General features: G+C 56.6%; 26 protein-coding genes. 12 read left to right on the forward strand and 14 right to left on the reverse strand.

Annotated features, from left to right (window positions below; translation table 11 throughout):
* The 3 genes from ACTIKR_RS10480 to ACTIKR_RS10490 all read right to left on the reverse strand — a co-directional run.
* Window positions 1-557 (reverse strand): 2Fe-2S iron-sulfur cluster-binding protein (locus ACTIKR_RS10480; RefSeq protein ID WP_442327802.1); only part of this gene is annotated, 557 nt, incomplete at its 3' end.
* Window positions 558-600: 43 nt separating this feature from the next.
* Window positions 601-2160 carry a formate dehydrogenase beta subunit gene (locus ACTIKR_RS10485; RefSeq protein WP_442327803.1) on the reverse strand — a complete coding sequence of 520 codons (1560 nt, stop codon included), beginning with the start codon at window positions 2158-2160 and terminating at the stop codon, window positions 601-603.
* Window positions 2157-2708: an NAD(P)H-dependent oxidoreductase subunit E gene (locus tag ACTIKR_RS10490; protein ID WP_193087659.1), complete on the reverse strand. Its 552-nt coding sequence runs from the start codon at window positions 2706-2708 to the stop codon at window positions 2157-2159. The genes ACTIKR_RS10485 and ACTIKR_RS10490 overlap by 4 nt, the downstream gene beginning before the upstream one ends.
* A gap of 203 nt (window positions 2709-2911) precedes the next feature.
* On the opposite strand from ACTIKR_RS10490, the gene ACTIKR_RS10495 reads away from it, so the two are divergent.
* The 3 genes from ACTIKR_RS10495 to mobA are packed head-to-tail and all read left to right on the forward strand — an operon-like array spanning window position 2912 to window position 5707.
* A complete protein-coding gene (locus ACTIKR_RS10495; RefSeq protein WP_193087660.1) occupies window positions 2912-3988 on the forward strand; it encodes a substrate-binding domain-containing protein in 1077 nt (358 codons plus the stop codon).
* On the forward strand, window positions 3981-5078 hold the full coding sequence (gene moaA, locus ACTIKR_RS10500) for a GTP 3',8-cyclase MoaA (RefSeq protein WP_193087661.1): 1098 nt from the start codon (window positions 3981-3983) through the stop codon (window positions 5076-5078). Before ACTIKR_RS10495 ends, moaA begins: the two co-directional genes overlap by 8 nt.
* A 2-nt stretch (window positions 5079-5080) precedes the next feature.
* Complete coding sequence (gene mobA / locus ACTIKR_RS10505; protein WP_442327804.1) at window positions 5081-5707, forward strand: molybdenum cofactor guanylyltransferase MobA; 627 nt, start codon at window positions 5081-5083, stop codon at window positions 5705-5707.
* A gap of 36 nt (window positions 5708-5743) precedes the next feature.
* Here the strand turns inward: mobA and ACTIKR_RS10510 are convergent, their stop codons facing one another.
* The 5 genes from ACTIKR_RS10510 to moaC all read right to left on the reverse strand — a co-directional run bounded on the left by ACTIKR_RS10510 (window position 5744) and on the right by moaC (window position 9024).
* On the reverse strand, window positions 5744-6952 hold the full coding sequence (locus ACTIKR_RS10510) for a molybdopterin molybdotransferase MoeA (protein WP_442327805.1): 1209 nt from the start codon (window positions 6950-6952) through the stop codon (window positions 5744-5746).
* Between the two features lie 283 nt (window positions 6953-7235).
* On the reverse strand, window positions 7236-7760 hold the full coding sequence (locus tag ACTIKR_RS10515; RefSeq protein WP_442327806.1) for a molybdenum cofactor synthesis domain-containing protein: 525 nt from the start codon (window positions 7758-7760) through the stop codon (window positions 7236-7238).
* A complete protein-coding gene (locus ACTIKR_RS10520; protein WP_442327807.1) occupies window positions 7757-8263 on the reverse strand; it encodes a molybdenum cofactor biosynthesis protein MoaE in 507 nt (168 codons plus the stop codon). The genes ACTIKR_RS10515 and ACTIKR_RS10520 overlap by 4 nt, the downstream gene beginning before the upstream one ends.
* Before the next feature lies 1 nt (window position 8264).
* On the reverse strand, window positions 8265-8504 hold the full coding sequence (gene moaD / locus ACTIKR_RS10525) for a molybdopterin converting factor subunit 1 (protein ID WP_193087666.1): 240 nt from the start codon (window positions 8502-8504) through the stop codon (window positions 8265-8267).
* Window positions 8497-9024, reverse strand: coding sequence for a cyclic pyranopterin monophosphate synthase MoaC (gene moaC / locus ACTIKR_RS10530; protein ID WP_193087667.1), 528 nt, complete (start codon window positions 9022-9024; stop codon window positions 8497-8499). Before moaC ends, moaD begins: the two co-directional genes overlap by 8 nt.
* 269 nt (window positions 9025-9293) lie before the next feature.
* Here moaC and ACTIKR_RS10535 point away from each other — a divergent pair, with 269 nt between their 5' ends.
* The 4 genes from ACTIKR_RS10535 (at window position 9294) to ACTIKR_RS10550 (ending at window position 14236) form a co-directional block, all read left to right on the forward strand.
* A complete protein-coding gene (locus ACTIKR_RS10535; RefSeq protein WP_193087668.1) occupies window positions 9294-9797 on the forward strand; it encodes a peroxiredoxin in 504 nt (167 codons plus the stop codon).
* Between the two features lie 154 nt (window positions 9798-9951).
* Window positions 9952-11493, forward strand: coding sequence for an MFS transporter (locus ACTIKR_RS10540; RefSeq protein WP_442327808.1), 1542 nt, complete (start codon window positions 9952-9954; stop codon window positions 11491-11493).
* 473 nt (window positions 11494-11966) lie between these two features.
* Window positions 11967-12737: a FadR/GntR family transcriptional regulator gene (locus ACTIKR_RS10545; protein ID WP_442327809.1), complete on the forward strand. Its 771-nt coding sequence runs from the start codon at window positions 11967-11969 to the stop codon at window positions 12735-12737.
* 92 nt (window positions 12738-12829) lie between these two features.
* A complete protein-coding gene (locus ACTIKR_RS10550) occupies window positions 12830-14236 on the forward strand; it encodes an FAD-binding oxidoreductase (RefSeq protein ID WP_442327810.1) in 1407 nt (468 codons plus the stop codon).
* 229 nt (window positions 14237-14465) lie between these two features.
* On the opposite strand, the gene ACTIKR_RS10555 is transcribed toward ACTIKR_RS10550, so the two are convergent.
* From ACTIKR_RS10555 to ACTIKR_RS10565, 3 genes are all read right to left on the reverse strand, one after another.
* Window positions 14466-15329 (reverse strand): EamA/RhaT family transporter, encoded by an 864-nt coding sequence (locus tag ACTIKR_RS10555; protein WP_442327811.1) that lies wholly within the window; start codon window positions 15327-15329, stop codon window positions 14466-14468.
* Window positions 15330-15398: 69 nt separating this feature from the next.
* Window positions 15399-16457: a biotin synthase BioB gene (gene bioB / locus ACTIKR_RS10560; protein WP_442327812.1), complete on the reverse strand. Its 1059-nt coding sequence runs from the start codon at window positions 16455-16457 to the stop codon at window positions 15399-15401.
* A 323-nt stretch (window positions 16458-16780) separates the two neighbouring features.
* Window positions 16781-17569 carry a lysine/arginine/ornithine ABC transporter substrate-binding protein gene (locus tag ACTIKR_RS10565; RefSeq protein WP_442327813.1) on the reverse strand — a complete coding sequence of 263 codons (789 nt, stop codon included), beginning with the start codon at window positions 17567-17569 and terminating at the stop codon, window positions 16781-16783.
* 447 nt (window positions 17570-18016) lie between these two features.
* Between ACTIKR_RS10565 and ACTIKR_RS10570 the strand changes: the two genes are divergently transcribed.
* The 3 genes from ACTIKR_RS10570 to ACTIKR_RS10580 are packed head-to-tail and all read left to right on the forward strand — an operon-like array spanning window position 18017 to window position 20566.
* The gene (locus ACTIKR_RS10570) at window positions 18017-18724 is read left to right on the forward strand and encodes an ABC transporter permease (protein ID WP_193087675.1); all 708 of its coding nucleotides are present in this window, start codon (window positions 18017-18019) and stop codon (window positions 18722-18724) included.
* Window positions 18717-19433: an ABC transporter permease gene (locus tag ACTIKR_RS10575; protein WP_193087676.1), complete on the forward strand. Its 717-nt coding sequence runs from the start codon at window positions 18717-18719 to the stop codon at window positions 19431-19433. Before ACTIKR_RS10570 ends, ACTIKR_RS10575 begins: the two co-directional genes overlap by 8 nt.
* Entirely contained in the window at window positions 19433-20566 is a 1134-nt protein-coding gene (locus ACTIKR_RS10580; protein ID WP_193087677.1) for a succinylglutamate desuccinylase/aspartoacylase family protein, read from the forward strand. The genes ACTIKR_RS10575 and ACTIKR_RS10580 overlap by 1 nt, the downstream gene beginning before the upstream one ends.
* A 71-nt stretch (window positions 20567-20637) precedes the next feature.
* Here the strand turns inward: ACTIKR_RS10580 and ACTIKR_RS10585 are convergent, their stop codons facing one another.
* The 3 genes from ACTIKR_RS10585 to ACTIKR_RS10595 all read right to left on the reverse strand — a co-directional run bounded on the left by ACTIKR_RS10585 (window position 20638) and on the right by ACTIKR_RS10595 (window position 23710).
* Complete coding sequence (locus tag ACTIKR_RS10585; RefSeq protein WP_193087678.1) at window positions 20638-21222, reverse strand: NUDIX hydrolase; 585 nt, start codon at window positions 21220-21222, stop codon at window positions 20638-20640.
* Between the two features lie 159 nt (window positions 21223-21381).
* On the reverse strand, window positions 21382-22914 hold the full coding sequence (locus ACTIKR_RS10590; protein ID WP_193087679.1) for a phospholipase D-like domain-containing protein: 1533 nt from the start codon (window positions 22912-22914) through the stop codon (window positions 21382-21384).
* A gap of 145 nt (window positions 22915-23059) precedes the next feature.
* Window positions 23060-23710, reverse strand: coding sequence for a methylated-DNA--[protein]-cysteine S-methyltransferase (locus ACTIKR_RS10595; protein WP_442327814.1), 651 nt, complete (start codon window positions 23708-23710; stop codon window positions 23060-23062).
* A 380-nt stretch (window positions 23711-24090) separates the two neighbouring features.
* On the opposite strand from ACTIKR_RS10595, the gene kdgD reads away from it, so the two are divergent.
* The gene (kdgD, locus tag ACTIKR_RS10600; RefSeq protein ID WP_193087681.1) at window positions 24091-25002 is read left to right on the forward strand and encodes a 5-dehydro-4-deoxyglucarate dehydratase; all 912 of its coding nucleotides are present in this window, start codon (window positions 24091-24093) and stop codon (window positions 25000-25002) included.
* A 125-nt stretch (window positions 25003-25127) separates the two neighbouring features.
* On the forward strand, window positions 25128-26601 hold a 1474-nt coding region (gene garD / locus ACTIKR_RS10605; protein ID WP_442327815.1), incomplete at its 3' end, for a galactarate dehydratase.

The following is a 26601-nucleotide window of genomic DNA, read 5'->3' on the forward strand; positions in this document are numbered from 1 at the left end:
GTGCCTTGGGTTTCCTCGCAGGCGCGAACGCAGCGGTTGCAGACAATGCACTTGCTGGGATCGTAAGTGAAATAAGGGTTGGACTCGTCTTTCTGGTCCTGCAGATGATTGGCGCCTTCGTAGCCGTAGCGCACGTTGCGCAATCCGACCACACCTGCCATATCCTGCAATTCACAATCGCCATTGGACGGGCAGGTCAGGCAATCGAGCGGGTGATCGGAAATATACAATTCCATGACGCCGCGCCGCAGTTGATGCAGCTTGGGTGTTTCGGTGCGGATAACCATGCCTTGCTCTACCGGTGTGGTACAGGACGCAGGGTAGCCGCGCCGGCCCTCGATTTCCACCAGGCACAAGCGGCATGAGCCGAACGCTTCAATGCTGTCAGTGGCGCACAATTTGGGAATGTTGACGCCGTTGAGCGCAGCCGCGCGCATGACCGAGGTGCCTTCCGGCACCGATATATCGTAACCGTCAATCGTGACAGTTACCAGTGTGTCGGAGATGACTTCGGGTGTACCCAGATCGGTATCACGTTTGACGACGGTTTCTAACATTGGAAGCTCCTTGCCTGTTCTGGCAGCGGATAATTTACTTGGTTCATGAATGTTCGGTTTCTGTGCTCGCTTCGATGCCAAAATCGGCAGGGAAGTGCTGCAGGGCGGACAAGACAGGATAGGGCGTCATGCCACCCAGGGCGCACAGCGAACCGCCCAGCATGGTGTCGCACAGATCGCGTAGCAGCTCGACATTTTCTTCGCGATTTTCGTTGGCGGTAATCCGGTCGATCACTTCCGTGCCGCGCGTAGAGCCGATACGACAGGGGGTGCATTTTCCACAGGACTCGACAGCACAGAACTCCATGGCATAGCGTGCCAGATCGTTCATTTTGGCGGTGTCGTCGAACGCGACAATACCGCCGTGGCCGATCATGGCCGATACTTTCATATAGGCTTCGTAATCCATGGGCACATCCCATTGCGATTCCGGCAGATATGCGCCCAGCGGGCCGCCTACCTGTACCGCCTTGATGGGCCGGCCACTGGCGCTGCCGCCGCCATAATCAAAAAGCAGTTCGCGCAAGGTCAGGCCAAAGGCCTTTTCCACCAGCCCGCCCTGGCGAATATTGCCGGCCAGTTGAAAGGGCAGGGTCCCTTTGGAGCGCCCCATACCGTAGTTGGCATAAGCCTGGCCGCCTTCGGCAAGAATGTAGGGAACAGACGCCAGCGATATCACATTATTGATGACCGTGGGTTTGCCGAAAAGGCCCTTGATGGCCGGCAGCGGCGGCTTGGTACGAACCAACCCGCGCTTGCCTTCGAGCGAATCGAGCAGCGAGGTTTCTTCGCCGCAAATGTAGGCGCCGGCGCCTTTGCGCACTTCAAGCGAAAAGGACTTGCCGCTGCCCTGGATGTTTTGCCCCAGCCAGTTGCCTTCGGTCGCCACGTCGATGGCGCGGTTCAATGCTGCAATGGCGTGCGGGTATTCGGAACGGACGTAGATGTATCCCTGGGTTGCATTGGTTGCCAGTCCGGTGATGGTCATGCCTTCGATCAGGCACAACGGGTCGCCTTCCATCAGCATGCGATCAGAGAATGTACCCGAGTCGCCTTCGTCGGCATTGCAAACGACATATTTCTGTCGCCCCGGCGTGCCCAGGACCGTTTTCCATTTGATGCCGGTGGGAAACGCAGCGCCGCCTCGTCCGCGCAGGCCGGAATCGGTTACTTCCTGCACGATATCGGCCGGCACCATGTCCAGGGCTTTTTTCAGGCCTGCAAAACCGCCGTGTGCCATGTAGTCTGTGAGGCAGAGTGGATCGGTAATGCCTACGCGCGCAAAGGTCAGGCGTTCCTGTTTTTTTAGGAACGGGATTTCTTCGGTGAGGCCATGGGCCAATGCGTGATGGCCGCCATGCAGGAAGTCGGCGTCGAACAGGGACGGCACGTCCCTGGCCTTGACCGGACCATAGGCCACGCGGCCATTTTCGGTCTGCACTTCGATCATGGGCTCAAGCCACAATAACCCGCGCGAGCCGTTGCGCACCACGGTAATGTCCTGGTTGCGCTGCGCCGCCTCTTTGCTGATGGCCGCCGCCACACGTTCGGCGCCAGCGGCAATGGCAGCGGCGTCAGCGGGGATGAAGATTCGAATAGTCATACAGAGACGGCCTCCGTGTGTTCGCGATACAGTTCATCGAACGCTTGCGGTGTGACATGCGCACAGGGTTCGCCGTTGATCATGATATTAGGCGACTGGGCGCACAGTCCCAGACAATAGACCGCATCGACAGACACCTGGCCATCGGCGCGGGTGCTGTTCATGTCACAGCCGGTTGCCTTGAGTATATGGGCTTCAAGCTGCACCGAACCCATGGCCTGACAGGATTCGGCCCGACAGACTTCGATATGCACTGCGCCCTTGGGCGTGGTGTGAAAATGGGGATAGAAGGTGATAACGCCGTGAACCTCGGCACGCGATAAATTCAATGCCTGTCCAATCTGGTCGACGCACTCAGGGGGGATATAGCCCAGTGTGTCCTGGATGTCATGCAGCACTGGCAGCAATGCACCCGGCATATTGCCCAGTTTGACCAGGCTGGCTGACACGGCACGCGAATTGGGCGTCTCTGGTGTCAGTGGAATCATCTTTCTGATCTTGTTATCGACCGACTGAATGAAAGGCGAGGAAATGCCCGTTTTGGACATGGCTGTCTCCGATACGTGTTTGAGCCTGCTTAATATGTAATTTGCATCATAATAAAATGCTGCAGCACCGCAATGCGCCGGGATGTTAAATTCCCATTTGACAAATGTGCTTATAGCCTCAATAGTAGCCACTTCAGATATATTTTCAATATGAAATTAATAACACATATAATGGTGATGAAACCGCCAAGGGAGATTGCACTATGTACCCGTTTTCGATCAGGATAAACCCTGAGTGGACCATCGATACCCAGGAAGGTAAAACCTTGTCGCTATCCATGCTGCTGGGTTTGCTGGCTGAAATTGATATCAGCGGCAATATCGTGGCGGCCAGCGAAACTTGTGGGCATTCCTATCGTCACGCCTGGGGCGTGTTGCGGCAGTTTGAGGAGGTTTTCGGGGTGCCGCTACTCATTACCAAGCGGCGCAAGGGGACAGAACTGTCCGAATTCGCCAAGCGGCTGGTGTGGGCCAACCGGCGCATCCAGGCGCGGCTGTCGCCGACCCTGGAAAGCCTGGCCTCTGAATCACAGGAAGAGCTGGAAAAACTGATTCCGGAGCATACGCCCAATGTGCGTCTGCATGCCAGCCATGGCTTTGCCGTGGAAGGGCTGACGCAACGCATGAATTCACCGCTACCCATCCTGGAGTTACGTTACCGTACGGCGATAGAGGCACTGGCGGCGCTGGAGCAGAATGAGTGTGAACTGGCCGGATTCCAGGTGCCGATTGGCAAGTTCGAAAAACCGATCCTGGCCCGTTACTCGCCCTGGCTCAATGGCGAAACGCATTTGCTGATTCATCTGGCGATACGTAACACCGGGCTGTTCGTCAAGCCGGGCAATCCGAAGAATATTCAGTCGGTTCGGGATCTGGCGCGTGATGATGTGCGGTTTGTGAACCGTCAGCCGGGCTCAAGTACGCGTTATTTGGTGGGGTTGATGTTGCAGGAGGAAAATATTCCGGCGTCGACAGTCAGTGGATTCGAAGACAGCGAGTTCACGCACATGGCCATCGCGGCTCATATTGCAAGTGGCATGGCCGACGTGGGCATTGGCGTGCAGACTGCGGCCCATCGTTTCGGCCTGGACTTTATTCCGCTGGTGCGCGAGCGCTATTTTTTCGCCCTGAACCGCAATAGTCTGCAGCAGATCAATGTGGAAAAATTCATTCATTTCATGCGCAGTCAGGATTATCTGCAATTTCTCGGGCAGCTGGTAGGGTATGATGCAACTGAGGCAGGCAAAATCCAGACATTAGAAGAAGCCTTCAATGACTAACATTATTCCTATTTCCGATATCCGTAAAGTGGCACAGCGGCCCTTGCCGCAGGCGGAGTACATACCCGGCAGGCCCGTCGTGGACCAGCTGGGCCGCGCCTTGCGTGACTTGCGCATCTCGATCACCGACAAATGCAATTTCCGGTGCTCGTACTGTATGCCGCGTGACCAGTTTGGCAGCGACCATGTGTTTCTGCCGCACAGCCAGATTCTGTCGTTCGAAGAGATTACCCGCATGGCGCGCCTTTTTGCGCAGCTGGGTGTAAACAAGTTGCGCATTACCGGCGGGGAACCGCTGTTGCGCAAGGAAATGACCCGCCTGATCGCCATGCTGGCCCAGATCAGAGACCTGGAAGATAAGCCGCTGGATATTGCGCTTACCACTAACGGCACACTGCTGCAGCGTCTGGCTGTGCCATTGCGGGACGCCGGACTGGAACGGATTACCGTCAGCCTGGATGCGCTGGATCCTGATCTGTTCCGGCAGATGAGCGATACCAAAATTCATGTAGACCAGGTGCTGGCCGGTATCGAAGCCGCGCGGCAAGCAGGCATTACACCGATCAAGATCAATATGGTTGTGAAAAAGGGTGTGAATGAACACCAGATCGCGCCCATGGCGGAGTATTTCCGCCACAGCGGCCATATTCTGCGATTCATCGAATTTATGGATGTCGGCGTGACCAACCACTGGGATATGACAGATGTGGTCAGTGGCCGGGAAATCCTGCAACAATTGCAGGATAGATTCGAGCTGGAGCCGGTGCATGCCAACTATCCGGGCGAGGTGGCAAAGCGCTGGCGCTACAAAGACGGTGGCGGCGAAGTGGGTCTTATCACAAGTGTGACGCATGCATTTTGTGGTGACTGTACCCGTCTGCGCATGTCGCCGGAAGGCAAATTGTTTACCTGTCTATTCGCAGATCAAGGCTTTGACTTGCGAGCGTTATTGCGCTCTGCCGCAACAGACCATGATATTGCTGGTTCGCTGGCTGGTATCTGGACGGGCAGGGCTGACCGGTACTCCGAATTGCGTGACCAGTTAAGCGGTAAGCGGGAAAAAATAGAAATGAGTTATATCGGAGGCTGAGCATGACTGCCATACCGCAGCCGGCACAACTTCGGCGTGAGGACGTGACGGCATTGATACTGGCCGGGGGTCAGGGTCGGCGATTGGGCGGGGTGGACAAAGGCTTGGTCCGGCTGCATGCGCGCCCCCTGATCGAGTATGTGTTGCGGGCGCTGCGGCCGCAAGCGGCCAGCATGCTGATCAGCGCCAACCAGAATCAGGAGCAGTACCGCCAGTACGGCCAAGTTGTGCAGGATCCTGCCGAATTCGACGGCAGCCAGGGGCCGCTGGCCGGTCTGCTTGCGGCGGCGCCTCATGTCAAGACGCCGTGGCTGGTTGTGGCCGGATGCGATATGCCGGCACTGCCGGATGATTATGTGGTGCACCTGTATACTGAGCTGATGGCCCAGGGCGGGCAAATTGCCTTTGCGCATGCCGGTGCGCGCGACCATTCCATCTGTCTGCTGCTGCATGCGACGATGCTGGCGACATTGCGAGACTACCTGCAAGGCGGTCGCCGCGCTGTGCTTCCCTGGCTGGAATCACAGCATGCCGTGCGGGTGGTGTTTGATCATGCTCAGGCATTTCTGAATGTCAATACGCCAGAGGAACTGGCGCTTGCCCAGGCCAGTGTGACGGCAATCGACTAGCGCCTGCACGAAGGGGTGGCCGATGGGCCCGCGTGTTTAACGAATCCAGTTTTCCTTGGGGTAGACCCATACGCGATCTCCCCCGGTATATTTCTGTACTGCAGGCACGCGTGCAAAGGCGTTGGCCCAGGGCAGGGAGGAGCTCATGCCGGATCCCTGCCGCTCATAGGGTTCAGCCATGAGCATCCCGGTTTTCTCATCCTGGGTGATGCGAACGCGCAGAAATTCATCGCGGGTTTCGTTAAAAACCTTGTCTGTTTTCAGTGTGGCCTGAATCCGCGATGGCAGGCATTGCTTGCGTCCTTGCAGCTTGCGGATCAGTGGCGAGACCAGCACGGCCAGCACGGTATACGCGGAAACGGGGTTGCCCGGCAGGCAGATCACAGGGATGTTGTTGACGCTGGACAGCGCTACCGGCTTGCCCGGTTTCATGCGCACCTTCCAGAAATCCAGGCTGGCGCCCAGTGCCTCTAGTGCCGGTTTGACCAGATCTTTTTCGCCCACCGATACGCCGCCGACACTGATGACCAGATCGCAGTCGGCAAACAGGGTATTTAATGCCTCTCGTGTCGCATCCATATCATCCATGGCATGCAGGACATGTTCGATCTGCGCACCCAGGGTCTGAAACAGCGCGGTCAGCATGGGGGCGTTGGAGTTGAAAATCTGCGAGGAATCCCGTGATTGTCCCACGGGCACCAGTTCGTCGCCGGTCGTCAGAATGCCGACCTTGAGCCGGCGGTAAACCGTCAGCGTGGCAATGCCCTGGGTGGCAATCAGGCCGATTTCGGCTGCACCCAGTACCGTGCCTTGCTCCAGCAACACGCTGCCGGCACGGGTATCTTCACCCTGGCGGCGAATATTCTGGTTTTTGACGGGGGCCTGCGTGATCGTGACCAGCCCATCCTCTTCGCTGCACACTTCCTGAATGACGACCGTATCGGCACCCTCCGGAATCAGACTACCGGTAAAAATGCGGGAGATTTTCCCGGGTTCCTGGGGCTGCGGCGCCTGTCCGGCAAATACGCGCTGTTGCACCGGCAGGGTCGAGCCGGGAACATAGTCCTGCAGGCGTAATGCGTAACCATCCATCGAGCTGTTGTCGGCAGAGGGCATGTCCAGTGTCGCCACGACATCCTGTGCAAGCACGCGTCCGTGCGCCTGTTGCAGGCTGATGGTTTCCACGGGAATATCGGCGATGGGCAGATCCAGCAGCCGCTGCTGGGCAGTATCAAAATCGAGCATAGTGGCGTTTCCTGGGGTCATTTCTCAAGTATGTAAAGTACGGAATACGGTATAAGTGGTGGGCAATGCCGGGGCTGATGGCCAGCGCAATAGTGCCGGTCGTGTCCGTCATATGCACTCGGGCTGTTGACGACATAACCACGCCGCTATTGAAAAAAAAACGGCTTGCGCAATGCGGCGCAGCCCGCCTTGCATGCTGTCCCGGGCTGACCGCGCACGATTGGGTGCTGGCGATTCGAGCCTGTTATTGCAGTTGCCATCACTACCTGATGCCGATCACGTTTCAATCACGCTTGGCATAAGCCGATGCGAAATTGCAGGGTTGGTGATGGCTGTCGAATTGCTCGCGCAGAATCTTTTCCCATCCCAGGCGGCAGGCGCCAGTGGAACCCGGCAGGCAGAAGATCAGGGTGTTGTTGGCCTTGCCGCCCAGGGCGTTCGATTGCAAGCCAGACGAGCCGATGTCGGCAAACGAATAGGCGCGGAACAACTCGCCAAAACCGGCGATTTGCGTATCGAGCAACGGCGTGACGGCCGCCAGCGTGGCATTCCTGTCTCGCATGCCCGTGCCGCCATTGGTAATAATGGCCTGGATGTCATCATTGAGGATCCAGTCGGACAAATGCTTGCGGATGGCGTATCGATTATCCGGGCAAATGGCCTGGTCGGCCACTTGGTGGCCGCTTCCCACAATGGCTTGGGCCAGATAGCGGCCCGAGCTGTCAGTCTCCTGAGTGCGGGTATCGTGAATGGTCAGAATCGCAATATGCAATGCAACGTTGCTGTCGTTTTCCGTAAGCGACTTCATTTATGTTCTTCCTGCTCAGGTGTTCTTGCTTGCGCCGTATCGTCTTGCGGCCCCGTCCATTTTTCCAGGCGCTGCTGGTCGCTGCTGCGCGCCTGCACCCAGAATGCCTTGCCGTCGGCCAGCGTTTCCCGCTTCCAGAAAGGCGCGCGGGTTTTGAGCGCATCCATGATGTACTCGCAGGCGGCAAAGGCATCACCACGATGGGCACTGGCAATGCCCACGAAAACGATCTGTTGCTGGCGTGACAGGGCGCCCACCCGATGCACGATGGTGCTTTGGACGATATCCCAGCGTTGCATGGCCTGTTGTGCAATATCGGCCAGTTCCTGCTCGCACATGCCTGGGTAATGTTCAAGAAAGAGTTCCTGCGTCGGCTGCGATGCCGAGTAATCGCGCACATAGCCCACAAACGAGGCTACGGCGCCGGCCTGACCCTGGCTGCGTTCGTGCAGCTCGCGAATCAGTTGTCCGGCATCGAAATCGGCGTGCTGTACAGTGATCATGTCAACCTCCGGTAACAGGCTCGAAGATCGCAACTTCATCGCGGTCATGAATGAGGGTGTCGGCCTGGGCATGTTTTTTATTGACCGCCACTTTGAGTGCGCCGACATCCTTGAGCGCCGGGTACGTCTCGTGCAATTGCGCCAGCCACGCGTTGACGGTGACCGGGGCGGGCAAAGCCAGTTGTTCGGTGCGCTTGCCTGTGAGCTCGGCAATGCGGGCGAAATACAAAATATTAATCACAACGCCATTCTCCACTCTTGCCACCCGATTTGTATTCAAGTCGGGTGTCTTCAATAATAATGCCTTTGTCGGCAGCCTTGCACATGTCGTAAATGGTGAGTGCGGCGATCGAACAGGCAGTGAGCGCTTCCATTTCAACGCCGGTTTTATAGTCGCTGCGACAGGTCGCGCGGATGGTGACGCACTGCGCTTGATCGTCCAGGGTAAAGTCGATCCCGGCGAACGTCAGCGGCAGGCTATGACACATGGGAATGAGTTCGGCGCAGCGCTTGGCGGCCAGCACACCGGCAACACGGGCCGTATTGAGCACTTCGCCCTTGCTGTTGTCCGCGGCATTCAGGGCGGCATAGGAGCGGGGTGTCATGCGTACAATACTGCGCGCTACCGCAGTACGCGCGGTGGCGGTCTTGCCCAGCACGTCGACCATTCGAACCTGGCCGGCTTCGTCCAGATGGCTAAGCGCCGATGCGGCGGAATCGGCCTTGGCCGGGGTATCGGAAACGACAGATGTTTTTTTCATGCGCAATAAGCGGTCCGGGACCGCGAAAATAATAATGGAACCGCGCAACCTGTGCTGTCGTAATGGCAGTTTCATGGTGCGAACGCGGTATCCGATAACTATACCTGTATTTGCGGCCATTGTGAAAAACGCCCCTGTCGGCGTAGGTATTTGTGTCACAGGATAATGTTATGGTATGGACGCAGCGGTGATGGGGGATTTACCCTTTGCTGCGGAGCCAGGTGTTACACTAATCGCACACGCATTTGCTTAATCAGACAGGAGTCAATATGACAATCAGCATTGGAGATCGGGTACCCGAAGGTACACTCACAGAGTTCATCGAAAACGCGGATAATGGCCAGAGCGGTGGCCCACAGGCCTTCAAGGTGTCCGAGCTGGTCAAAGGCAAGAAAATAGTGCTTTTTGCCGTACCTGGCGCCTTCACGCCGACCTGCACGACCAAACATGTGGTCGATTTCATTCGTGATGCAGAGCAGATCAAGGCCAAAGGCGTGGATGAAATCTGGTGCGTTGCCGTCAACGATGCTTTCGTGATGGGCGCCTGGGGGCGCGACACTGGCGCGACCGGCATCATCCGTTTGCTGGCCGATGGCGCTGCCACCTGGACAACAGAGATGGGCCTGGAGTTGGATCTGATCGCCCGCGGCCTGGGTGTGCGTTCGCGTCGTTATTCGGCCATTCTGGAAGATGGCGTGGTCAAGCAGTTGAACGTCGAAGAGGGTGGTGACTACAAGATTAGCGGCACCCAGACAATTCTTTCCCAGCTTTAAGCACAATCGGGCCGGCGCTGCGGGTTGCGTCGGCCGTCAATGACGCAGCGTTTATCGCGGGACTGCCGGCCGGATTCGAACGGGCCGGCTGCAGGCAGCTTCATTTTTATTGCATTTGTTGTTTTTTATCGTCCGCCTTTCTCGTCGGGTCAGAATGATCAGCCTTTTTCTGTCTTTTTTCTCTCTGTATCTTGCGACATTGCTCATGTCGCTCGGCACGGGTCTGTACAACACATTCATCGCGTTGCACCTGACAAATGAGGGAGTCAGCCAGGTCTGGATTGGCTTGCTGATTGCTGCTTTCTATACCGGCCAGGTACTGGGCGCGCGTTTCGGGCACAAGCTGGTGCAGCGTGTGGGGCATATTCGCGCCTACGCGATTTCAGCTGCGATGGTGACGGTGCTGGTTCTGGCCCAGACAATTACGCCGCTGCTGCCGATCTGGGTATTTCTGCGCTTTCTGACCGGCGCGACCATGGTCACGCAATATATGGTGCTGGAGAGCTGGCTTAATGACCAGGCCGACCAGAAGCAGCGCGGCAGCGTTTTTGCCTTTTATATGGTCATGTCTGGTCTGGGGCTGGTTGTTGGCCAGATGACCGTATCGTTTTTCTCGCCCGAAGATCTGACCACGCTCAATGTGGTTGCCATGTCCATGGCGCTCTGCCTGATTCCGGTGGCCATCACGCGTCGCAGTCACCCGGCCTTGCAGGTACATGCGCCGATCAAACTCAAAGTGTTCATTCGACTGGTGCCGATGTCCATGTTCGTGCTCTTTGTGGCGGGCAGTATTACCGGTTCCTTTTACGGCCTGGGGCCGGTATATGCCAGTAAAGAGGGTATGAATACCGACCAGGTTGCGGTGTTCCTGTCGGTCTCGGTCATGGCCGGTCTGCTGTCCCAATGGCCGATGGGCTGGTTGTCCGATCGCATTTATCGCTTGAACATGATTCGCTTCAATGCCCTTTTGCTGGGGCTGCTGACCATCCCGTTTTATGGCTACTGGCATCTGCCGTATCCGGTGATGCTGGTCATGGTCGCCATTTTCGGTGTCCTGCAATTTACGATTTATCCGCTGGCGACCGCTTTTGCCAATGAACACGTCGACCCGTCGCTGCGTGTAGGCTTAAGCGGCGTGTTGCTGATGACTTATGGCGTTGGCGCCAGTCTTGGGCCACTGCTGGTTGGTAAGCTGATGGACATTGGCGGCGCGCCCATGTTCTATATTTATACATCGCTGGCGGCTTTCTCGCTGGTTATTTTTGTGCGCAAAGAGAAAGTCAAGGGTACCTACAAGGTGGATCCAGAACCCTTTGTGCCCATGTCGGTCAACGTGCCGGCCTCTCCCATGGCAACCGCGCTGGATCCGCGTGTTGATGAATCGATTGATATTTCATCTGACGAACAAGCCATGGAAAAAGTACTGGATATTATCCAGTCCGGCGACCCGATTACTGAACTGAACCTGCCTCAGCGAGCCGATGCCGATCACTCTGTAGCCGATGAAGATCTTGCCATGGCTGGAGAAGAAATGGCTGAGGACGGCATAGTGGGCGAAGGTACATCAGGCGAAGGTACAACAGGCGAAGGTACAACAGGCGAAGGTACAACAGGCGAAGGTACAACAGGCGAAGGTGCGGGCGATGATGTAGCTGATGCTGCGTATCCGACAGCGCCGCCGGCGAAAAAGCCTTAGTCTTTGTCAGGCGCGGCGCGCAGTGGATCACGCGATGCTGCATTCAAAATGACATCAGCGACACTGGCAGGGCACGCTGCGCCCCCGGATCGCTGACACTCAGGCGCTGCCGATCATTGCCGATGAAGGAATGCGCCACCGACATTGTCTGCATGCAGTTTGTGGCGGCACGCATCGTGCAAGGCAACGTGTCGGGTTCTGTAACTGGTCTGGTTTGGCCGTCGTTATGTCGCTGTTAGCCACAAATGCGATAGAAACCAGCGGTGCCCGCTGAACGTTGCCCTCCTGCGCCCGGCATGCCAGGACCTGGCGTGAAGGGCAATCTCCGCAGATATCCTCCTGTCTCATGACGTCTGCTGCAAACCATACTGCGATTTGTCCCCAAGCATGGGGCCTGAATTGAGAAAATTTTATCGACTGGCTGAAAAACTCCTTAAAGTTATCAGATAACCTGATATATTTATGCCATGCAAATGACAACTTCAACGCTGACCGACCGTGTAGCCCAGATGCTGATGCAGCGCATTGCCGATGGTGTGTATCCTGTGGGGACTAAACTGCCGTCGGGCAAGCTGCTGGCCGGAGAGTTTTCCGTCAGCGCAGCGGTCATCCGCGAGGCGACCGAACGTTTGCGAACCAAGGGTCTGGTGCGTACCCGGCAGGGCGCCGGTTGCACGGTGCTCAGCCGCGATGTCAATGACGGTTTTCAGGTACCGGTGCCGGATATGGTGGATCGCGATGCCTTGCGCCATATCTACGAGTTGCGCTTCGAAATTGAGGGCGCTGCGGCGGCATTGGCTGCCGTCAGGGCGACCACCGAAGACTTGCGTCATATGCAGCATATTCTGCGATCGCTGGAAAAAAGCCTGCACCAGCCTGAAGAGGCGATGGAGTGGGATGTGGGGTTTCACCGGGCGATTGCCGAGGCAACGCACAACCCGCATTATCGTGACTTGCTGGCTTACCTGGCAAGGCAGTGGCGACAAAGTGTGCACGCAGCCAGAGTCCATACGCTGAAGACGGAACAGGCATTAAAGACGCAGCAGGCCTCGCGCGCGGGCGAGCGGGGGGTGGCCCATAGCCCATTGTCCAGGCAGGTGCATGCCGAGCATGAGCAGGTACTTGAGGCCATACGCCAGCGCGATCCAGAACTGGCCCGCAGCCGCGCCCAGACCCATCTGCGCAAGGCCAGTGAACGGTTGGAACTCGATACCAGTGCGTTCACGCGCAAGACTGGCGGCTAAGGCGCAGAGCCAGGAATTTATTTTTTTCGTAATCACACTGACTGCCGCACATGCATCTGTCGCAGTTGGCTTTAACACTATTAGGAAAGACAATGCAGGAATTTCTTGAAAAATTGCAGGCAGCACTGGGGCCAGACGTGGTGCAGATCGACGCGGCCGTCATCGAACCATGGCTGAGCGACTGGCGCGGTGTATATAAAGGCAACGCCCAGGCGCTGGTGCGCCCGGTTTCTACGGAACAGGTTTCGCAATGTATGCGTCTGTGCAGTCAATACAAAGTGCCGGTTGTGACGCGTGGCGGCAATACGGGGCTTTGCGGGGCCGCAACGCCCGATGCGGGTCCCGACAACATTATTCTGTCCCTGGATCGCATGAACAATATCCGCACCATTGACACCATTGCCAATACGCTGGTTGCGGATGCCGGCTGCATTCTGGGCAATTTGCGACGCGCTGCCCAGGAGCAGGATCGCTTGCTGCCACTCAGTCTGGCGGCAGAAGACTCATCGCACATTGGCGGGAATGTTGCAACCAATGCGGGTGGCGTCAATGTGGTGCGTTACGGCATGGCGCGAGAGTTGGTATTGGGGATCGAAGCGGTGCTGCCGGATGGAGAAATTTTCAATGGCCTGCAGACTTTGCGCAAGGATAATACCGGCTATGACCTGAAGCAGTTGCTTATCGGTTCCGAGGGCACGCTGGGCGTGATCACCGGGGTCGCGCTCAGGCTGCATGCACCAACGCATGTCCGTAGCGTGGTGCTGGCAGCAGTCGAGTCTGAGCAGCAGGCTTTGGAATTGTTTCGTCTGGTGTTTGGCGCCTGCGGACCGCGTCTGCAGGCCTTTGAGTTTTTCACCGACGCCTGCCTGGACCTGGTGCTGACGCACGTTGAAGGGGTGCAATTGCCTTTTGGCGACCGCCATCCGGCCTATGTGCTTATTGAGCTGGCCGATACGGCCAATGAGCAGGCGCTGAGCCAGTTGCTGGAAGAGGTGATCGGTCAGGCGCTGGAGCAGGAACTGTGTGTGGATGCGGCGGTGTCTGCTTCGCTGGCGCAACTGCAGGCGTTATGGCGCTTGCGTGAAGAGATTTCTGAAGCGCAGCGGGCTGATGGTCCGCATCTTAAACATGATATTTCATTGCCCATTGAGCGTATTCCGGAGTTTGTCAACACCGCTCAAGCGCAACTGCGCAAGGTCAGCCCCGATTGCAGGCTGTTCGTTTTCGGCCATTTCGGCGATGGTAATTTGCACTACAACGTGTCGCGTCCGCAAGGGGCGGACAAGCGTTGGGCGGCCGAATGGGAGACCCGGATCGCAGACGCCGTGTTCGACGAAGTCATGGCGTATGGTGGCAGCATTAGTGCTGAACACGGTATTGGGCAACTGAAGCGCCATGCCTTTTTGCATCACAAGGATCCATTGCAACTGAAATTAATGCGCCAGATCAAGCAGGTATTTGATCCCCATGGCATCATGAATCCCGGCAAAGTGCTGTAGCCGGCAACAGGGCCAACAGGGTGTTTTGTGTGATGTAGAAAAGGGCCGCAAGCCGAACGGCACCGCAAACATTGGACTAAGAAACCAATATTTGATGGTGCCGTTTTTTTTACGCTGGTTACGACAGTCGTGCTGCAAGCGCGGCTCGCAGCACATATGGTCTATGCTGTTATGCGCCTGGGCGCAGGCTGCGATCAGCCGAAGACCTCATCCTGTACTGGCGCATCCGTCACCCGCTGACCACTGTCCAGTAGTACAGCGTGAGAACCGCAATAATGGCAAATGCAATACCCAGCAGATTGATGCGGCTGATTTTCTCGCGAAACACGACGGCCCCCACAATCGTGCCTAGACTGATCACGCCAATATTCATGACCGTAAACACCAGCGTCGGATTCTCATGGAAAGTCTGGTGGGCGCGAATATAAAAAAGAATATTGCAAAAATTGAGCAGGCCCAGCAGCAGCCCCCCCAGGACGCTGCGGCCATTCCATTGCGTGCGGCGTACCAGCAGATACCCAAACATAATGACACCGGCAAGTACAAAAGATAAAAACAAACCGCTGGAAAATGCCGTGCCGGTTTTGGCGATCTGTTTGAACAGCATATCGACCACACCATAGCCAAGCCAGATCAGAAAGAGATACAACGCGCCCTGGCGCACGCTGGTGCCTGGCGTGGTATCAGCCGGCTTCCACAGCAGGCAGAACAACGCGGCAAATGCCAGCGCCAGGCTCAGGCCGCGATTGACCGAGAGTGCTTCGCCAAACAGGACAAACGAGGCCAGCACTGTCAGAAACAGGGACAGCCGCTGCGCGGCATCGGAGCGCACAATGCCGGCATATTCCACCCCCCGCGACATGATCACGAACAGCACCGGCAGTATGATGCCCAGTATGGCGAAAAGCAGCCATGGAAAGTGGTGGCCGGCCTTGGGTTCCAGCGAAGGTGCAAGCAGGAACCAGGTCAGTGCGCAGGCCATCACATAATTGAAGGCGATGGCCTGGCGGATATCAACTCCCTGGCGGCGGGCGACCTTGAGCAGCACCGAGACAGCCACACTGCAAAGAATGCTTAGAATGAGATAGGTCATATTTCAATTGTGAATGAGAAAGGGTGATATCAGGTTACGGTGATGCCGTGGTCGGATTTGTCAGGTTGGTCAGGACGCCGCCAGGGCGCTGCTGGTGCAGGCGCATGGTCGGGCAGCTGTGTCCGCCGCTGGTGTTACCGGGTCATCTGTGTGGCACCGGCCCACCGGTTTGAGATCGAGTCGCTGGAACAATGCCTGGTCTGCCTGCAACTGCGGGTTACCGGTAGTGAGCAGTTTTTCGCCGTAGAACATGGAGTTAGCCCCGGCCATGAAGCATAGGGCCTGCAGGCTGTCGGGCATGGCTTCGCGTCCGGCTGACAGGCGTACAAAGGTGCCGGGCATGGTAATGCGGGCAACCGCGATTGTACGAACGAACTCGAATGGGTCGATCTCTTCATTGTCGGCCAGGGGTGTGCCTTGCACTTTGACCAGGTTGTTGATCGGCACGGATTCCGGATAGGGATTCATGTTGGCCAGTTGGGCAATCAGTCCGGCCCGCTCGCGACGCGACTCGCCCAGGCCGACAATGCCGCCGCAACATACGTGAATGCCTGCATCGCGTACACGCTCCAGCGTATCCAGGCGGTCCTGATAGGTGCGGGTCGTAATGATTTGCCCGTAAAACTCAGGCGAGGTATCCAGATTATGGTTGTAATAGTCCAGCCCGGCCTGCTTCAGTTGTGCTGCATGGCCGTCACGCAACATGCCCAGCGTGACACAGGTTTCAAGGCCCAGCTCCTTTACGGCGCGGATCATCTCGGCGACCGCATCGACCTGATGCGGCTTGGGATTACGCCAGGCGGCGCCCATGCAGAAGCGCTGCGCGCCCGCGGCTTTGGCCTGCTGCGCCGCGTGTATCACCTGGTCCAGCGGCATGAGTTTTTCACGCTCCACAGCGGTGTCGTAGCGGGAAGACTGCGGGCAATAGGAACAGTCTTCAGGGCAGCCGCCAGTCTTGATGGAAAGCAGGCTGGAAAGCTGTACTGCGTTGGGCTCGTGATGTTCGCGATGCACCTGCTGGGCGCGGAAAAGCAAATCCATGAAGGGTAACTGGTATAGGTCCAATATGGCCTGGACCGTCCATGCGGCGCCGGACTCATGGTTTTTGTGCACTGAAAGGGTATCCATGCTTACGTTCCTTGTCGTTTAGATAATGTCTTGCCGCACGGGCGGTGCAGGGCAAAGGAGTGTGACGATGTAAACGTATGCTACGCAAGCGATTTAATTGATGCAATTTAAATTAATTGCACGATGACTGCGAGTTGGTGTGTTTTGATGTGAATTAATGGAAGTTATTATTTTTTGTTGTGGTGTATGGGCGAGCGTGTCGGGCGTTTCGCAAAAAAATACATTCCCTGGGCGGGCGCGGTACCCTAGCAGGGAATGCAGTGGGTGGCGCTGGTTCGCCAGCGGCAACAGCGGCAAGGCTGCCTGCCGCTTCGCGTGCCGGATCAGCCGCCGTAAATATCGTATTTGAAATATTTATCGGCAATTTTCTGATAGGTGCCATCCTTGCGGATTTCATTAAATGCCTTGTTCAGTGCGTCCTTCAGTTCGGTATCGTTCTTGCGCACGGCAAAACCGGTGCCCTGGCCGAAAATCTCGGGATCGGCAGAAGAGGGGATCGGGTCGCCCACAAGCTGGAAGTCTTTGCCGCCCGGGCTGTTGACGAACTCGGTCGTCACGCCGCCATCGGCAAACACAACATTGACGCGGCCGGTAGTCAGATCGTTATAGGCATCTTCCAGCGTTTTATAGCGCTTGATATTGGTGTCCTTGAAGTACTTGGTCGCGTATTTGTCCTGGATGGTGCCTTGCTGCACGCCCAGATCCAGACCCTTGAGGCCTTCAGCGGTAGACTGATAGGTTGCGCCTTTTTTGGCGACAAACATATTGGGCGTGGTCCAGATTTTCTGCGTAAACAGTACCGCTTTTTCACGCTCGGGCGTAATGCTCATGGAAGAGGCGATGACGTCAAATTTCTTGGCGCGCAATGCGGGAATAATGCCGTCCCAGCCCTGATTCTGGAAAGTGCATTTGGCTTGCATTTTTTCGCACATGGCCTTGGCCACGTCGATATCGAAGCCGACAATTTCGCCGGATGGACTGGTGGACTCAAAAGGCGCGTATGTTGCGTCCGTACCGAAGCGGATGGTTTTGTCAGCCGCGACGGCTGAGGTGGAAACAGCCAGCGCGATTGCGCACAGACCGATTCCGAAAACGTGTTTTTTCAGGTTCATGGATATTCCTAAATGACGTAAGCAGTGCTGCAGCGGACAAACAGTCTTCAGGCCGGCGCCGGATGCATACCTGGTAGCATGAGGCCTTTGCCCGATCTGTTGCCGTTTGCAGCGTTGTCGCACCACCGCAGGCGGTGGTCCAGATTGAAGATTATGACAGCATCAGCCGGAAAATGTACAGGGAGTTTCCCTCAGGCGGCATAGAGGGCTAAGGGAAAACCGGCGGTTTATTTCAACGGTCAGGGCGATATAATGGCCGCGGGCGCCGGGATGGCGGATAAAATTGGGCGCCAATGGCACCGGTTTTACCGAACCGGGGCATGCGCCGGGCGCAGTTATTGCGGTCTGGCTGTGGCCAATGGTATTGTTCTTTGCTCGTCAGGCACTGCAACGAATGGGTTGTGTATAGTCAAAAAGTATGCGCAGCGCCATGTAATGGGAAACAGGATGGAAGAAATAAATCTGATCGGTCAGTATCTGCCCCGCATTTTGCAGGGCGCGGTGCTGACCCTCGAAATTGCCGTGCTATCGCTGGTCATTTCTGTCGTTATCGGGTTGGTGGGTGCCAATATGCGGCTGTCGCGCAATCGCCTGCTCGCTCGTCTTGGCTGGGTCTATTCCAGCGTCGTGCGCGGGGTGCCCGACCTGATCTGGATGCTGATGGTGTACTACAGTGCGCAAATCGGCCTGAACGCCATTACCGAAGCCTGGGAGCTGGATTACTTCGAAATCAGCCCTTTTGCAGCGGGCGTACTGACCCTGTCATTTATTTTTGGCGCATATTTCACTGAAACCTTCCGTGGCGCCATCATGGCCATCCCCTACGGACAGATTGAAGCCGGCCACGCCTACGGTATGCGTGGCCTGCAGGTGCTGCAACGCATAACCTTTCCGCTGATGATGCGTTTTGCCCTGCCCAGTGTACGCAATAATTGGCTGGTCCTGACCAAGGCCACGGCGCTGGTATCCATTATCGGCCTGGATGATATGACGCGCATTGCACAGCAGGCCGGCAGCGCAACCCACATGCCTTTTGTCTTTAACACCGTCTCGGCGCTGTTGTTCCTGCTGCTCACTACGGTATCGCTGTATGTGTTCCGATATCTGGACAAGCATTATCAGCGTGGTTTTGCCAGAGAGGACGCGCATGTCTGAAACGCTTTCCCTGTTTCTTGACGCGTTGGTCACCTGTTTGCGGGCAGCGCCGCTCACGCTCACGCTCACGGCCTTGTCAGTGGCGGTGGGGCTGTGCATGGCCATTCCGCTGTCCGTGATTCACCAGCGCCAGCATACGCTATCCGCACGCCTGGTTCATGCCTTCACCTACTTCTTTACCGGCACGCCGCTGCTGGTGCAGATCTATATTATTTATTACGGCATTCCCAGTTTTAACTTCATCGGACAGCTCATGTCGCAGCCCGGCTTCGGCTTTCTCAAGGAAGGCTTTGTCTGGGTGCTGGCTGCCCTGACACTGAACACAGCAGCCTATTCCACAGTGATTTTTTCCGGCGCCATCAAAAATACCGATCGCGGAGAAATTGAGGCGGCTCGCGCCTATGGCATGAATCGACGCAATGCAATGCGCCGCATTATTCTGCCGTCGAGCTTGCGCCGTGCATTGCCGGCCTATAGCAATGAAGTCATCATGACCATGCATTCCACAGCGCTGGCCTCTACGGTGGCCATGATGGAAATCACCGGCGCGGCCAGCCTGTTTGTGACCAATACCTATCAGCCATTCATTGCCTATTCGGCAGCAGCGTGTATTTATCTAGTGCTCAATTTCGTGCTGGTCTTTATCTTTCGAAAAATCGAGCAGCGCTATCTTGTTCATCTGAATTCCCGACATCTGGCACAAGCATAATGCATCACAAAAAACATGTTTTATCACTAAGCGCTCCCGGTGCTTCATTTGAAATCAATGCCTTTCATTTCGGGCCGACCGATACCGGCCGCAAGGTGTATATGCAGGCCAGTCTGCATGCGGACGAATTGCCCGGTTCTCTGGCGGCCTTTTACCTGAATCGTCGTTTGCAGGAACTGGAGCAGCAGGGCGCGCTCAACTGTGAAATTATTCTGGTGCCGTTTTGCAACCCGATCGGGCTGTCGCAAACCGTGTTCTATGAGCATATCGGCCGTTTCCAGTTGCCGACCGGACAGAATTTCAATCGTCTTACCGGTGTCCCGCTATACGAGAACCTGCAGACTGCTTTGCAAAACAGCCGTGAAAAGCCCGGTGCAGATGCCCAGGCCAATCTGGCGCTGATCCGCGGCAAAATGCGGGACGTGCTGGATGCGCTGGCGCCCGCCCGCCTGATCGACGAGCTGCATGTCACGCTGTTGAAAATGGCGTGTGATGCCGACGTCGTGCTGGATCTGCATTGCGATAACCGCGCGGTCATGCATGTGTATTCTCTGCCTCAGGTTTGGGACCGCTGTGAACCGTTAGCCCGCTATCTGCAAAGCGAATGCCAGTTGCTGGCCGAAGATTCTTTGTCATGTTCGTTTGACGAAATGGTGTCCACCCCCTGGCTGAAACTGCAAAGCGTATATCCAGAGGCGAACATTCCGCTGGCATGTTTTGCGGCAACCGTTGAATTGCGCGGTGATCGCGATTTGACACATGAGTATGCCGAGCATGATGCGCTTGCGCTGATCCAATATCTGAACCAGCAGGGTTATATACAGTTGCCCGCCACCGAGGTGGCGCCAATGCCGCCATTACGCTGTGAGCCGCATCCGCTGGGCGGGCTGGCCTATGTGGTCACGCCTTGTGCTGGTATTGTGGTGTATCACGTTGCCGCAGGGCAGTGGGTGCAACGCAATCAGCTGCTGGCCGAAATCGTGGATCCGGTCGCGCTGACGGTGACGCCAGTCAATGCGCCGGTCGGCGGGTTTATATTTGCCACTGCGGGCGTACGCCTGGCGCAGACTGAAACCAAGCTGCTTAGCCTGTCCAGCCCCGACGATATCGGCAGCGTGGGGCTCTCGCCCTGACGTACGGTTTCTGTATAGCGGCTGGCGCGATGCGAGGGTGCTGCATCGTGCTTGTCGCCGTGGTGCGTATCTTATTTTTCCAGCAACCACGATTGCAATGCCACCAATGTCTTGGCATCGCGAATCTGTTGCTTGTCAATGGCCTGGCGAACTTCTTCGCGGCTCATCAATACCGTTTGCACAAATTCATCGTCATCTGAATCCAGGGTGCTGTCCTGTCGTACGCCTTCGGCACGGAAGATGTACATCAACTCGTCGCAAAAGCCGGGTGCCGTATAAAAGGTGTGTATCAGTGTCATGCCGCCAGCGGTATAGGGCGTTTCTTCGGCCAGTTCACGATAGGCGCATTGTTCGGGCGGCTCGTTGTCTACATCCAGTTTGCCTGCTGGTATTTCCAGCAGCGGGCCGCCAGTAGGGTGGCGAAACTGCCTGACCAGAACGACTTTGTCTTCGGGCGTGACGGCCAGCACGGCGACCGCGCCGCAGTGTCGCACCACTTCGCGGGTCGCCGTCTTGCCATTGGGCAGGACGACGGTGTCGACCGTCACCTTGATGATCTTACCTTCAAAAATAAAGGCGCTGTCCTGCAGGGTTTCGGTCAACGCCGCGTCGGGCGTATCGTCTGTGATTGAAGTGCTGGATGAATAAGTAGACATAATGGGCGATCTCAATCGAATAATCATGCGGATGAAAGAATGAGTATAGGTTACCACGGTGACGCCCGGCTTACCGGTTTCGGTGGCATCGCTGTCCGACCCGAGGTAGCAGGCGAGGTGATTGTCTGAAGGGCCAATTCACGGTTTGCGCCAAGCGGTTCAAAGCAAAGGCGAGAACAACCGCGCGACGGCTTTGCTCAGCCTGGAAAAGAACGGTTGGTGCGTCAGTTGCACTTCCTGCGCATATTTCATGGAGGCATTGAATTCTTCCAGCAATACCTGGTTTGCCTCGCGTTCGTAGCAAAGCACGCTCACTTCAAAATTCAGGTAAAAGCTGCGGTTGTCGAAATTAGCCGAACCGATAAAGGAAATGTCGTCGTCCACGATCATGCTTTTGGTATGTAGCATGCGAGGGCCGTACTCGAAGACGCGGATGCCTGCGGCAACCAGATCATCGAACCAGGATTGGGCCGCCTTGGTCACCACATAGTTGTCGGTTTGCTTGGGCAGCAGAATGCGTACGTCGACGCCGCGCAGGGAGGCGGAGGTCAGCGCCTGGGCCGAGGTTGCGTCCGGTACGAAGTACGGTGTGGTCAGGTAGACGCGGTGGCGCGCGCGCTGTATGGCATCAACCGTGACGCGTAAAATGGAGGCGTAATCAAAATCCGGGCCTGATGGAATGATCTGGGTGCGTATCCAGCGCGGCGTTTCCTGAACCGGCTGGCTGTCGTGGCTTTGCTCATCATTGGCCAGGCGTCGCGCAGCAGGCGCCTTGCCGGTCTCTTCCTTGGTCTGTTCCTGCAGGCGTTCAAGACGATCACGATAGTGCTCGCGCAGCATGTGACGTACCGACAAGTCGTGCGTGGAATAGTGCCAGTCTTCGACAAAAATGGTTTCCAGCCAGGAGACGACCGGACCGGTCAATTCCAGGTGTACGTCATGAAATGCCCGCTTGTTGCGACGCCTATCTTGCTGGTCGCTGATGTTGATGCCGCCGGTGAAAGCCACTGTGCCATCACAGATGACAATTTTTCGGTGGTTTCGCAGGTTCATGAACGACAGCAAATGCTTCAGGCTGATGTCGTGAAAGAAGGTCAGTCTGGCTCCGGCGTCGATCAACGGGCGCATGAAACGGCGGTTCAGGCCCAGCGAACCAATGGCATCAGCAATCAGGTAGATTTTGACGCCCTGTTTGGCCCGCTCGGTCAGCAGGTCGCGCAGGGTGGTGCCGGTCTGGTCCTGTTCAAAAATATAATACTCAAGAAAGATGTAATGCTGCGCTTCGCGTACCGCTTCGAAAATACGGTCATAGGTTTTTTCGCCACCCGATAGCAGCTTATAACTGGTTGCGTAGCTCAGCGGATAGTGGGTGATCTGCAGGGCCAGGTCATGGATGGGGCGTTGCTGCTCGGTCAGGTCCGAAGGCTGAATGCGCACGTTCCATAACGTATCGTCGCGTTCAATAAGGTGCTTGCTCAGGCTGCGATTAATCCTGTTGCGGGTGATTTTTTTCGGGCCGAAAAAATAATAAATGACAAAACCGACGACCGGTACAAAGCTTAGAAACAGAATCCACGTAAGCGTGGAGACGGGCGGGCGCTTTTGCAGCACCACCCATAGCCCGATCACGATGATATAAACGGCCCAGAGCACGTTCCAGAACCATTCGCTGGCCAGCCATGCCGCGCCCATCAGCGAACCGTCCGCCTGCTATGTTGTGCTGGAGAAGGGTCATTGTGCTGTCGGTGGCGACGATACCCGGGGACGATGACCAGAACAGGCAAGCGCAGCGGCTTCCAGGTGGGGTGCGTTTGGCCTTGGTCGCGCTTCATGAATGTCATCCTGCAAGAGGGGCGCTGCACGCATGCACGCTTTCGAATTCCAGCAACCAGCGCTTGCGTGCCAGCCCGCCACCATAACCGGTGAGTGAGCCGTCGGCGCCAATAACCCGGTGGCAGGGAATCACAATGCTGATACGGTTGCGATGATTGGCGGTGCCGACAATGCGGGCATGCGCGCCATTGCCTATTTCGCTGGCCAGGTCGCCGTAACTGCAGGTCCTGCCATAAGGAATTCGCTGCAAATGCGCCCATACGGTTTCATCAAAAACGGTACCAGGCGCATCCAGGGCGAGCTCGAATGTTTGCCTTTGGCCGGCGAAATAGGCATCCATCTGTTGCTGTACCGCATCCAGGCACGGATGATCCTGTCGGCTCAGGGCAAATCCGTAACGAGTACGCAAATCGGTGATTTCCTTGGTGATCGTCTCGATCGTGTCCAGAAACTCCAGCAACACCACGCCTTTATCCGACGCCATGGCAATCATGGGACCCACAGGAGAGTCCAGAAACCGGTAATGCAACGGCTTGCCGCCGGCGCTGTGGGGCACGGGATTATCGCAGAGCGCGTGAACACCGTGTTGCAGGCGCGCCAGTGTCTCTGGGGCCAGGGTGAAAGCAGGATGCGGGAATAATTCGTTATTGAGCATGGGCCATAACAAGGAGAAACGGTACCGGTCGCGGTGGGTAAGGTCGCCGGACAGACACCTATCTTACTGTGAACAGAAGTCAATGGTGCGATTTTACGTGATCAGTTCATATTCGCAACAGTGCCAGCGGCGGTTAACAATGGGTGGGCCGGCACAAGGGCAAGGACGTGATGGGATGGAGGCTATTCGGAGGCGATACTGTAGTGAAAGCGCTGCGGGCAGCCGGGCGCAGCATCCATTTTTCCGAAATCCGCCGCAAACCACTTGTCTGACATGGGTAAATGAAATAAGATGTCATACAACATAAAGATGATAACAAGATTGTCATGTATCTTGCGGCACTTGCGCTGCGTTTCCATTTTTTCAACGACAGGGTATTCATGAATCCACAGGAATTGAAACAGACCGTCAGTGAAGGACTGCTGTCCTTCCCCGTTACCGATTTTGATGAGCAGGGCGATTTCCTAGCCGACAGCTATGCGCGCCGACTCGAATGGCTGGCGCCCTATGGCGCCAGCGCATTGTTTGCCGCAGGGGGGACAGGCGAGTTTTTTTCGCTTGAGCCGCAAGAGTATTCAAATGTGATAAGCACCGCAGTGCAAACCTGCGCAGGCAAAGTTCCGATTATTGCTGGGGCGGGTGGCGGTACCCGGTTGGCGATCAGCTATGCACAGCAGGCAGAAAAGGCCGGCGCTCAGGGATTGCTGCTGATGCCGCATTACCTGACCGAAGCTGATCAGGACGGTGTTGCGCTGCATGTGGAGCAGGTATGCAAAGCGGTCGGGTTGGGCGTTATAGTTTATAACCGATCGCTGTGCCGGCTCAATGCCGATCAGCTTGAGCGGCTGGCCGAACGTTGTCCGAACCTGGTGGGTTACAAGGATGGCATAGGCGATATTGAGCTGATGGTCACGATCCGCCGTCGTCTGGGTGAGCGCCTGTCTTATCTGGGTGGGCTACCCACTGCCGAGTTCTACGCTGCCGCTTATCGGGCGCTGGGGGTGCCGGTGTATTCGTCGGCTGTATTCAATTTCATTCCGAAAACAGCCATGGACTTTTATCGTGCTATCGTAGCAGGAGACCAGGCAACGGTTGACCAGCTGATAACGGATTTTTTCATTCCCTATTCAGTCATCCGCAATCGTTGCAAGGGATATGCGGTTAGTATCGTCAAGGAAGGCGCCAGAATTGTCGGACATGACGCCGGCGGTGTGCGGGCTCCCCTGACCAACCTGACCCGCCACGAGAGCGAGGCGCTGGCTGCCCTGATTCATAAGCTGGGGCCTCAATAGTTTGTCGTGAGCAAGCCCGCAGCCCTGGAGCTAAAACACATTGGAGCGTATGTTGACCATCGTGCAGCGCTGGTGGCCAATGCAGGTATCAACAGGCCAGGCTTGTTCGTTTACCAGTGAGGATCATGTTGCAAGAGACACTTAAGCCTTTATATATCCGAATCAGTGGCCAGGACAATGTCGCTATTGTTGTCAATGAGGGCGGGCTGCCGGCCGGCGCTGTCTTTGCCTGTGGCCTGACATTACAGACTGCGGTGCCGCAGGGGCATAAGGTCGCCTTGCAGGCGATTGCCAAGGACGCACCGGTCATCCGTTACGGCGTGGCCATCGGTTATGCACTGTGCGACGTTGCGGCGGGCACCTGGGTCAATGAGGCCATGTTGCGCATGCCGCAGGCGCCGACGCTGGACGCGCTGCCGGTGGCGCCGCGCCAGCCAGGCGAGGCAGCGCCGTTGACAGGCCTGACTTTCGACGGATATCGCAATGCCGACGGCACGATTGGCACCCGCAATATCCTGGCCATCAGCGCAACCGTGCAGTGCGTGACAGGCGTCGTTGAATTTGCAGTGCGCAAAATTCGCGAAGAATTATTGCCGCGCTATCCGAACGTAGACGATGTGGTGTACCTGGAGCATGGTTATGGTTGCGGTGTGGCGATTGATGCGCCCAATGCCGATATCCCGATTCGCACCTTGCGTAATCTAAGCCTGAATCCCAATTTCGGCGGTCAGGTTCTGCTGGTCAGTCTGGGTTGCGAAAAACTGCAGCCGGCAAGAATGTTTCCCGTCGGCAGTATTCCGATAGCGCAGGACGACCCATATCTGATTACGCTTCAGGACGAAGAAAATGTCGGCTTTGCCAGCATGATCGAGGCGATCATGACAAAGGCCGAGAGACGGCTGGCCCAGTTGAACGCCCGCAAGCGTGAGCCCTGTCCGCTGTCGGGGCTGGTGGTGGGAGTGCAGTGCGGCGGCAGCGATGCCTTTTCCGGCGTTACCGCCAATCCGGCGGTCGGGTATGCGACTGACCTACTGGTGCGGGCCGGTGCGACGGTCATGTTCTCGGAGGTCACCGAAGTGCGCGATGGCATTGCTCAGTTGACCGCGCGCGCGGCGACCCCGGAAGTTGGTCAGGCGCTGCTGCGTGAAATGCAGTGGTATGACAATTATCTGACGCAGGGAGGGGCGGATCGCAGCGCCAATACGAGTCCGGGCAACAAACGCGGCGGCTTGTCCAATATTGTGGAAAAAGCGATGGGCTCGATTGTCAAATCGGGCACGACGGCGATCAACGGCGTGGTTGCGCCCGGTGAAAGAGTGGCCAGCAAGGGACTCAATTTTCTGGCTACGCCGGCCAGCGATTTTATTTGTGGCACCCTGCAACTGGCTGCAGGCATGAATCTGCATGTCTTTACCACTGGCAGAGGGACGCCCTATGGCCTGGCGGCGGTGCCCGTGATCAAGGTGGCGACTCGCGACAGCCTGGCGCGACGCTGGTTTGATCTGATGGATCTGAATGCGGGCCAGATTGCCACGGGCCAGGCCACCATTGAACAGGTGGGCCAGGAACTGTTTGATCTGATGTTATCCATCGCCAGTG

This window comes from Advenella sp. (assembly GCF_052108595.1).
GTDB lineage: Bacteria > Pseudomonadota > Gammaproteobacteria > Burkholderiales > Burkholderiaceae_B > Advenella.

What these genes read in the sequence shown, in the direction of transcription:
- ACTIKR_RS10595 (WP_442327814.1), bottom strand. Translation starts at nt 23,710, where the DNA reads ATGCTCAATAACGAATTATTCCCGCATCCTGCTTTCACCCTGGCCCCA.
- ACTIKR_RS10485 (WP_442327803.1), bottom strand. Translation starts at nt 2,160, where the DNA reads ATGACTATTCGAATCTTCATCCCCGCTGACGCCGCTGCCATTGCCGCT.
- ACTIKR_RS10580 (WP_193087677.1), top strand. Translation starts at nt 19,433, where the DNA reads ATGCATCACAAAAAACATGTTTTATCACTAAGCGCTCCCGGTGCTTCA.
- kdgD (WP_193087681.1), top strand. Translation starts at nt 24,091, where the DNA reads ATGAATCCACAGGAATTGAAACAGACCGTCAGTGAAGGACTGCTGTCC.
- mobA (WP_442327804.1), top strand. Translation starts at nt 5,081, where the DNA reads ATGACTGCCATACCGCAGCCGGCACAACTTCGGCGTGAGGACGTGACG.
- ACTIKR_RS10570 (WP_193087675.1), top strand. Translation starts at nt 18,017, where the DNA reads ATGGAAGAAATAAATCTGATCGGTCAGTATCTGCCCCGCATTTTGCAG.
- moaC (WP_193087667.1), bottom strand. Translation starts at nt 9,024, where the DNA reads ATGAAAAAAACATCTGTCGTTTCCGATACCCCGGCCAAGGCCGATTCC.
- ACTIKR_RS10490 (WP_193087659.1), bottom strand. Translation starts at nt 2,708, where the DNA reads ATGTCCAAAACGGGCATTTCCTCGCCTTTCATTCAGTCGGTCGATAAC.
- ACTIKR_RS10540 (WP_442327808.1), top strand. Translation starts at nt 9,952, where the DNA reads ATGATCAGCCTTTTTCTGTCTTTTTTCTCTCTGTATCTTGCGACATTG.
- ACTIKR_RS10590 (WP_193087679.1), bottom strand. Translation starts at nt 22,914, where the DNA reads ATGGGCGCGGCATGGCTGGCCAGCGAATGGTTCTGGAACGTGCTCTGG.
- ACTIKR_RS10550 (WP_442327810.1), top strand. Translation starts at nt 12,830, where the DNA reads ATGCAGGAATTTCTTGAAAAATTGCAGGCAGCACTGGGGCCAGACGTG.
- ACTIKR_RS10565 (WP_442327813.1), bottom strand. Translation starts at nt 17,569, where the DNA reads ATGAACCTGAAAAAACACGTTTTCGGAATCGGTCTGTGCGCAATCGCG.
- ACTIKR_RS10510 (WP_442327805.1), bottom strand. Translation starts at nt 6,952, where the DNA reads ATGCTCGATTTTGATACTGCCCAGCAGCGGCTGCTGGATCTGCCCATC.
- ACTIKR_RS10555 (WP_442327811.1), bottom strand. Translation starts at nt 15,329, where the DNA reads ATGACCTATCTCATTCTAAGCATTCTTTGCAGTGTGGCTGTCTCGGTG.
- ACTIKR_RS10535 (WP_193087668.1), top strand. Translation starts at nt 9,294, where the DNA reads ATGACAATCAGCATTGGAGATCGGGTACCCGAAGGTACACTCACAGAG.
- moaA (WP_193087661.1), top strand. Translation starts at nt 3,981, where the DNA reads ATGACTAACATTATTCCTATTTCCGATATCCGTAAAGTGGCACAGCGG.
- ACTIKR_RS10585 (WP_193087678.1), bottom strand. Translation starts at nt 21,222, where the DNA reads ATGTCTACTTATTCATCCAGCACTTCAATCACAGACGATACGCCCGAC.
- ACTIKR_RS10520 (WP_442327807.1), bottom strand. Translation starts at nt 8,263, where the DNA reads ATGATCACTGTACAGCACGCCGATTTCGATGCCGGACAACTGATTCGC.
- ACTIKR_RS10495 (WP_193087660.1), top strand. Translation starts at nt 2,912, where the DNA reads ATGTACCCGTTTTCGATCAGGATAAACCCTGAGTGGACCATCGATACC.
- ACTIKR_RS10575 (WP_193087676.1), top strand. Translation starts at nt 18,717, where the DNA reads ATGTCTGAAACGCTTTCCCTGTTTCTTGACGCGTTGGTCACCTGTTTG.
- ACTIKR_RS10545 (WP_442327809.1), top strand. Translation starts at nt 11,967, where the DNA reads ATGACAACTTCAACGCTGACCGACCGTGTAGCCCAGATGCTGATGCAG.
- ACTIKR_RS10515 (WP_442327806.1), bottom strand. Translation starts at nt 7,760, where the DNA reads ATGAAGTCGCTTACGGAAAACGACAGCAACGTTGCATTGCATATTGCG.
- bioB (WP_442327812.1), bottom strand. Translation starts at nt 16,457, where the DNA reads ATGGATACCCTTTCAGTGCACAAAAACCATGAGTCCGGCGCCGCATGG.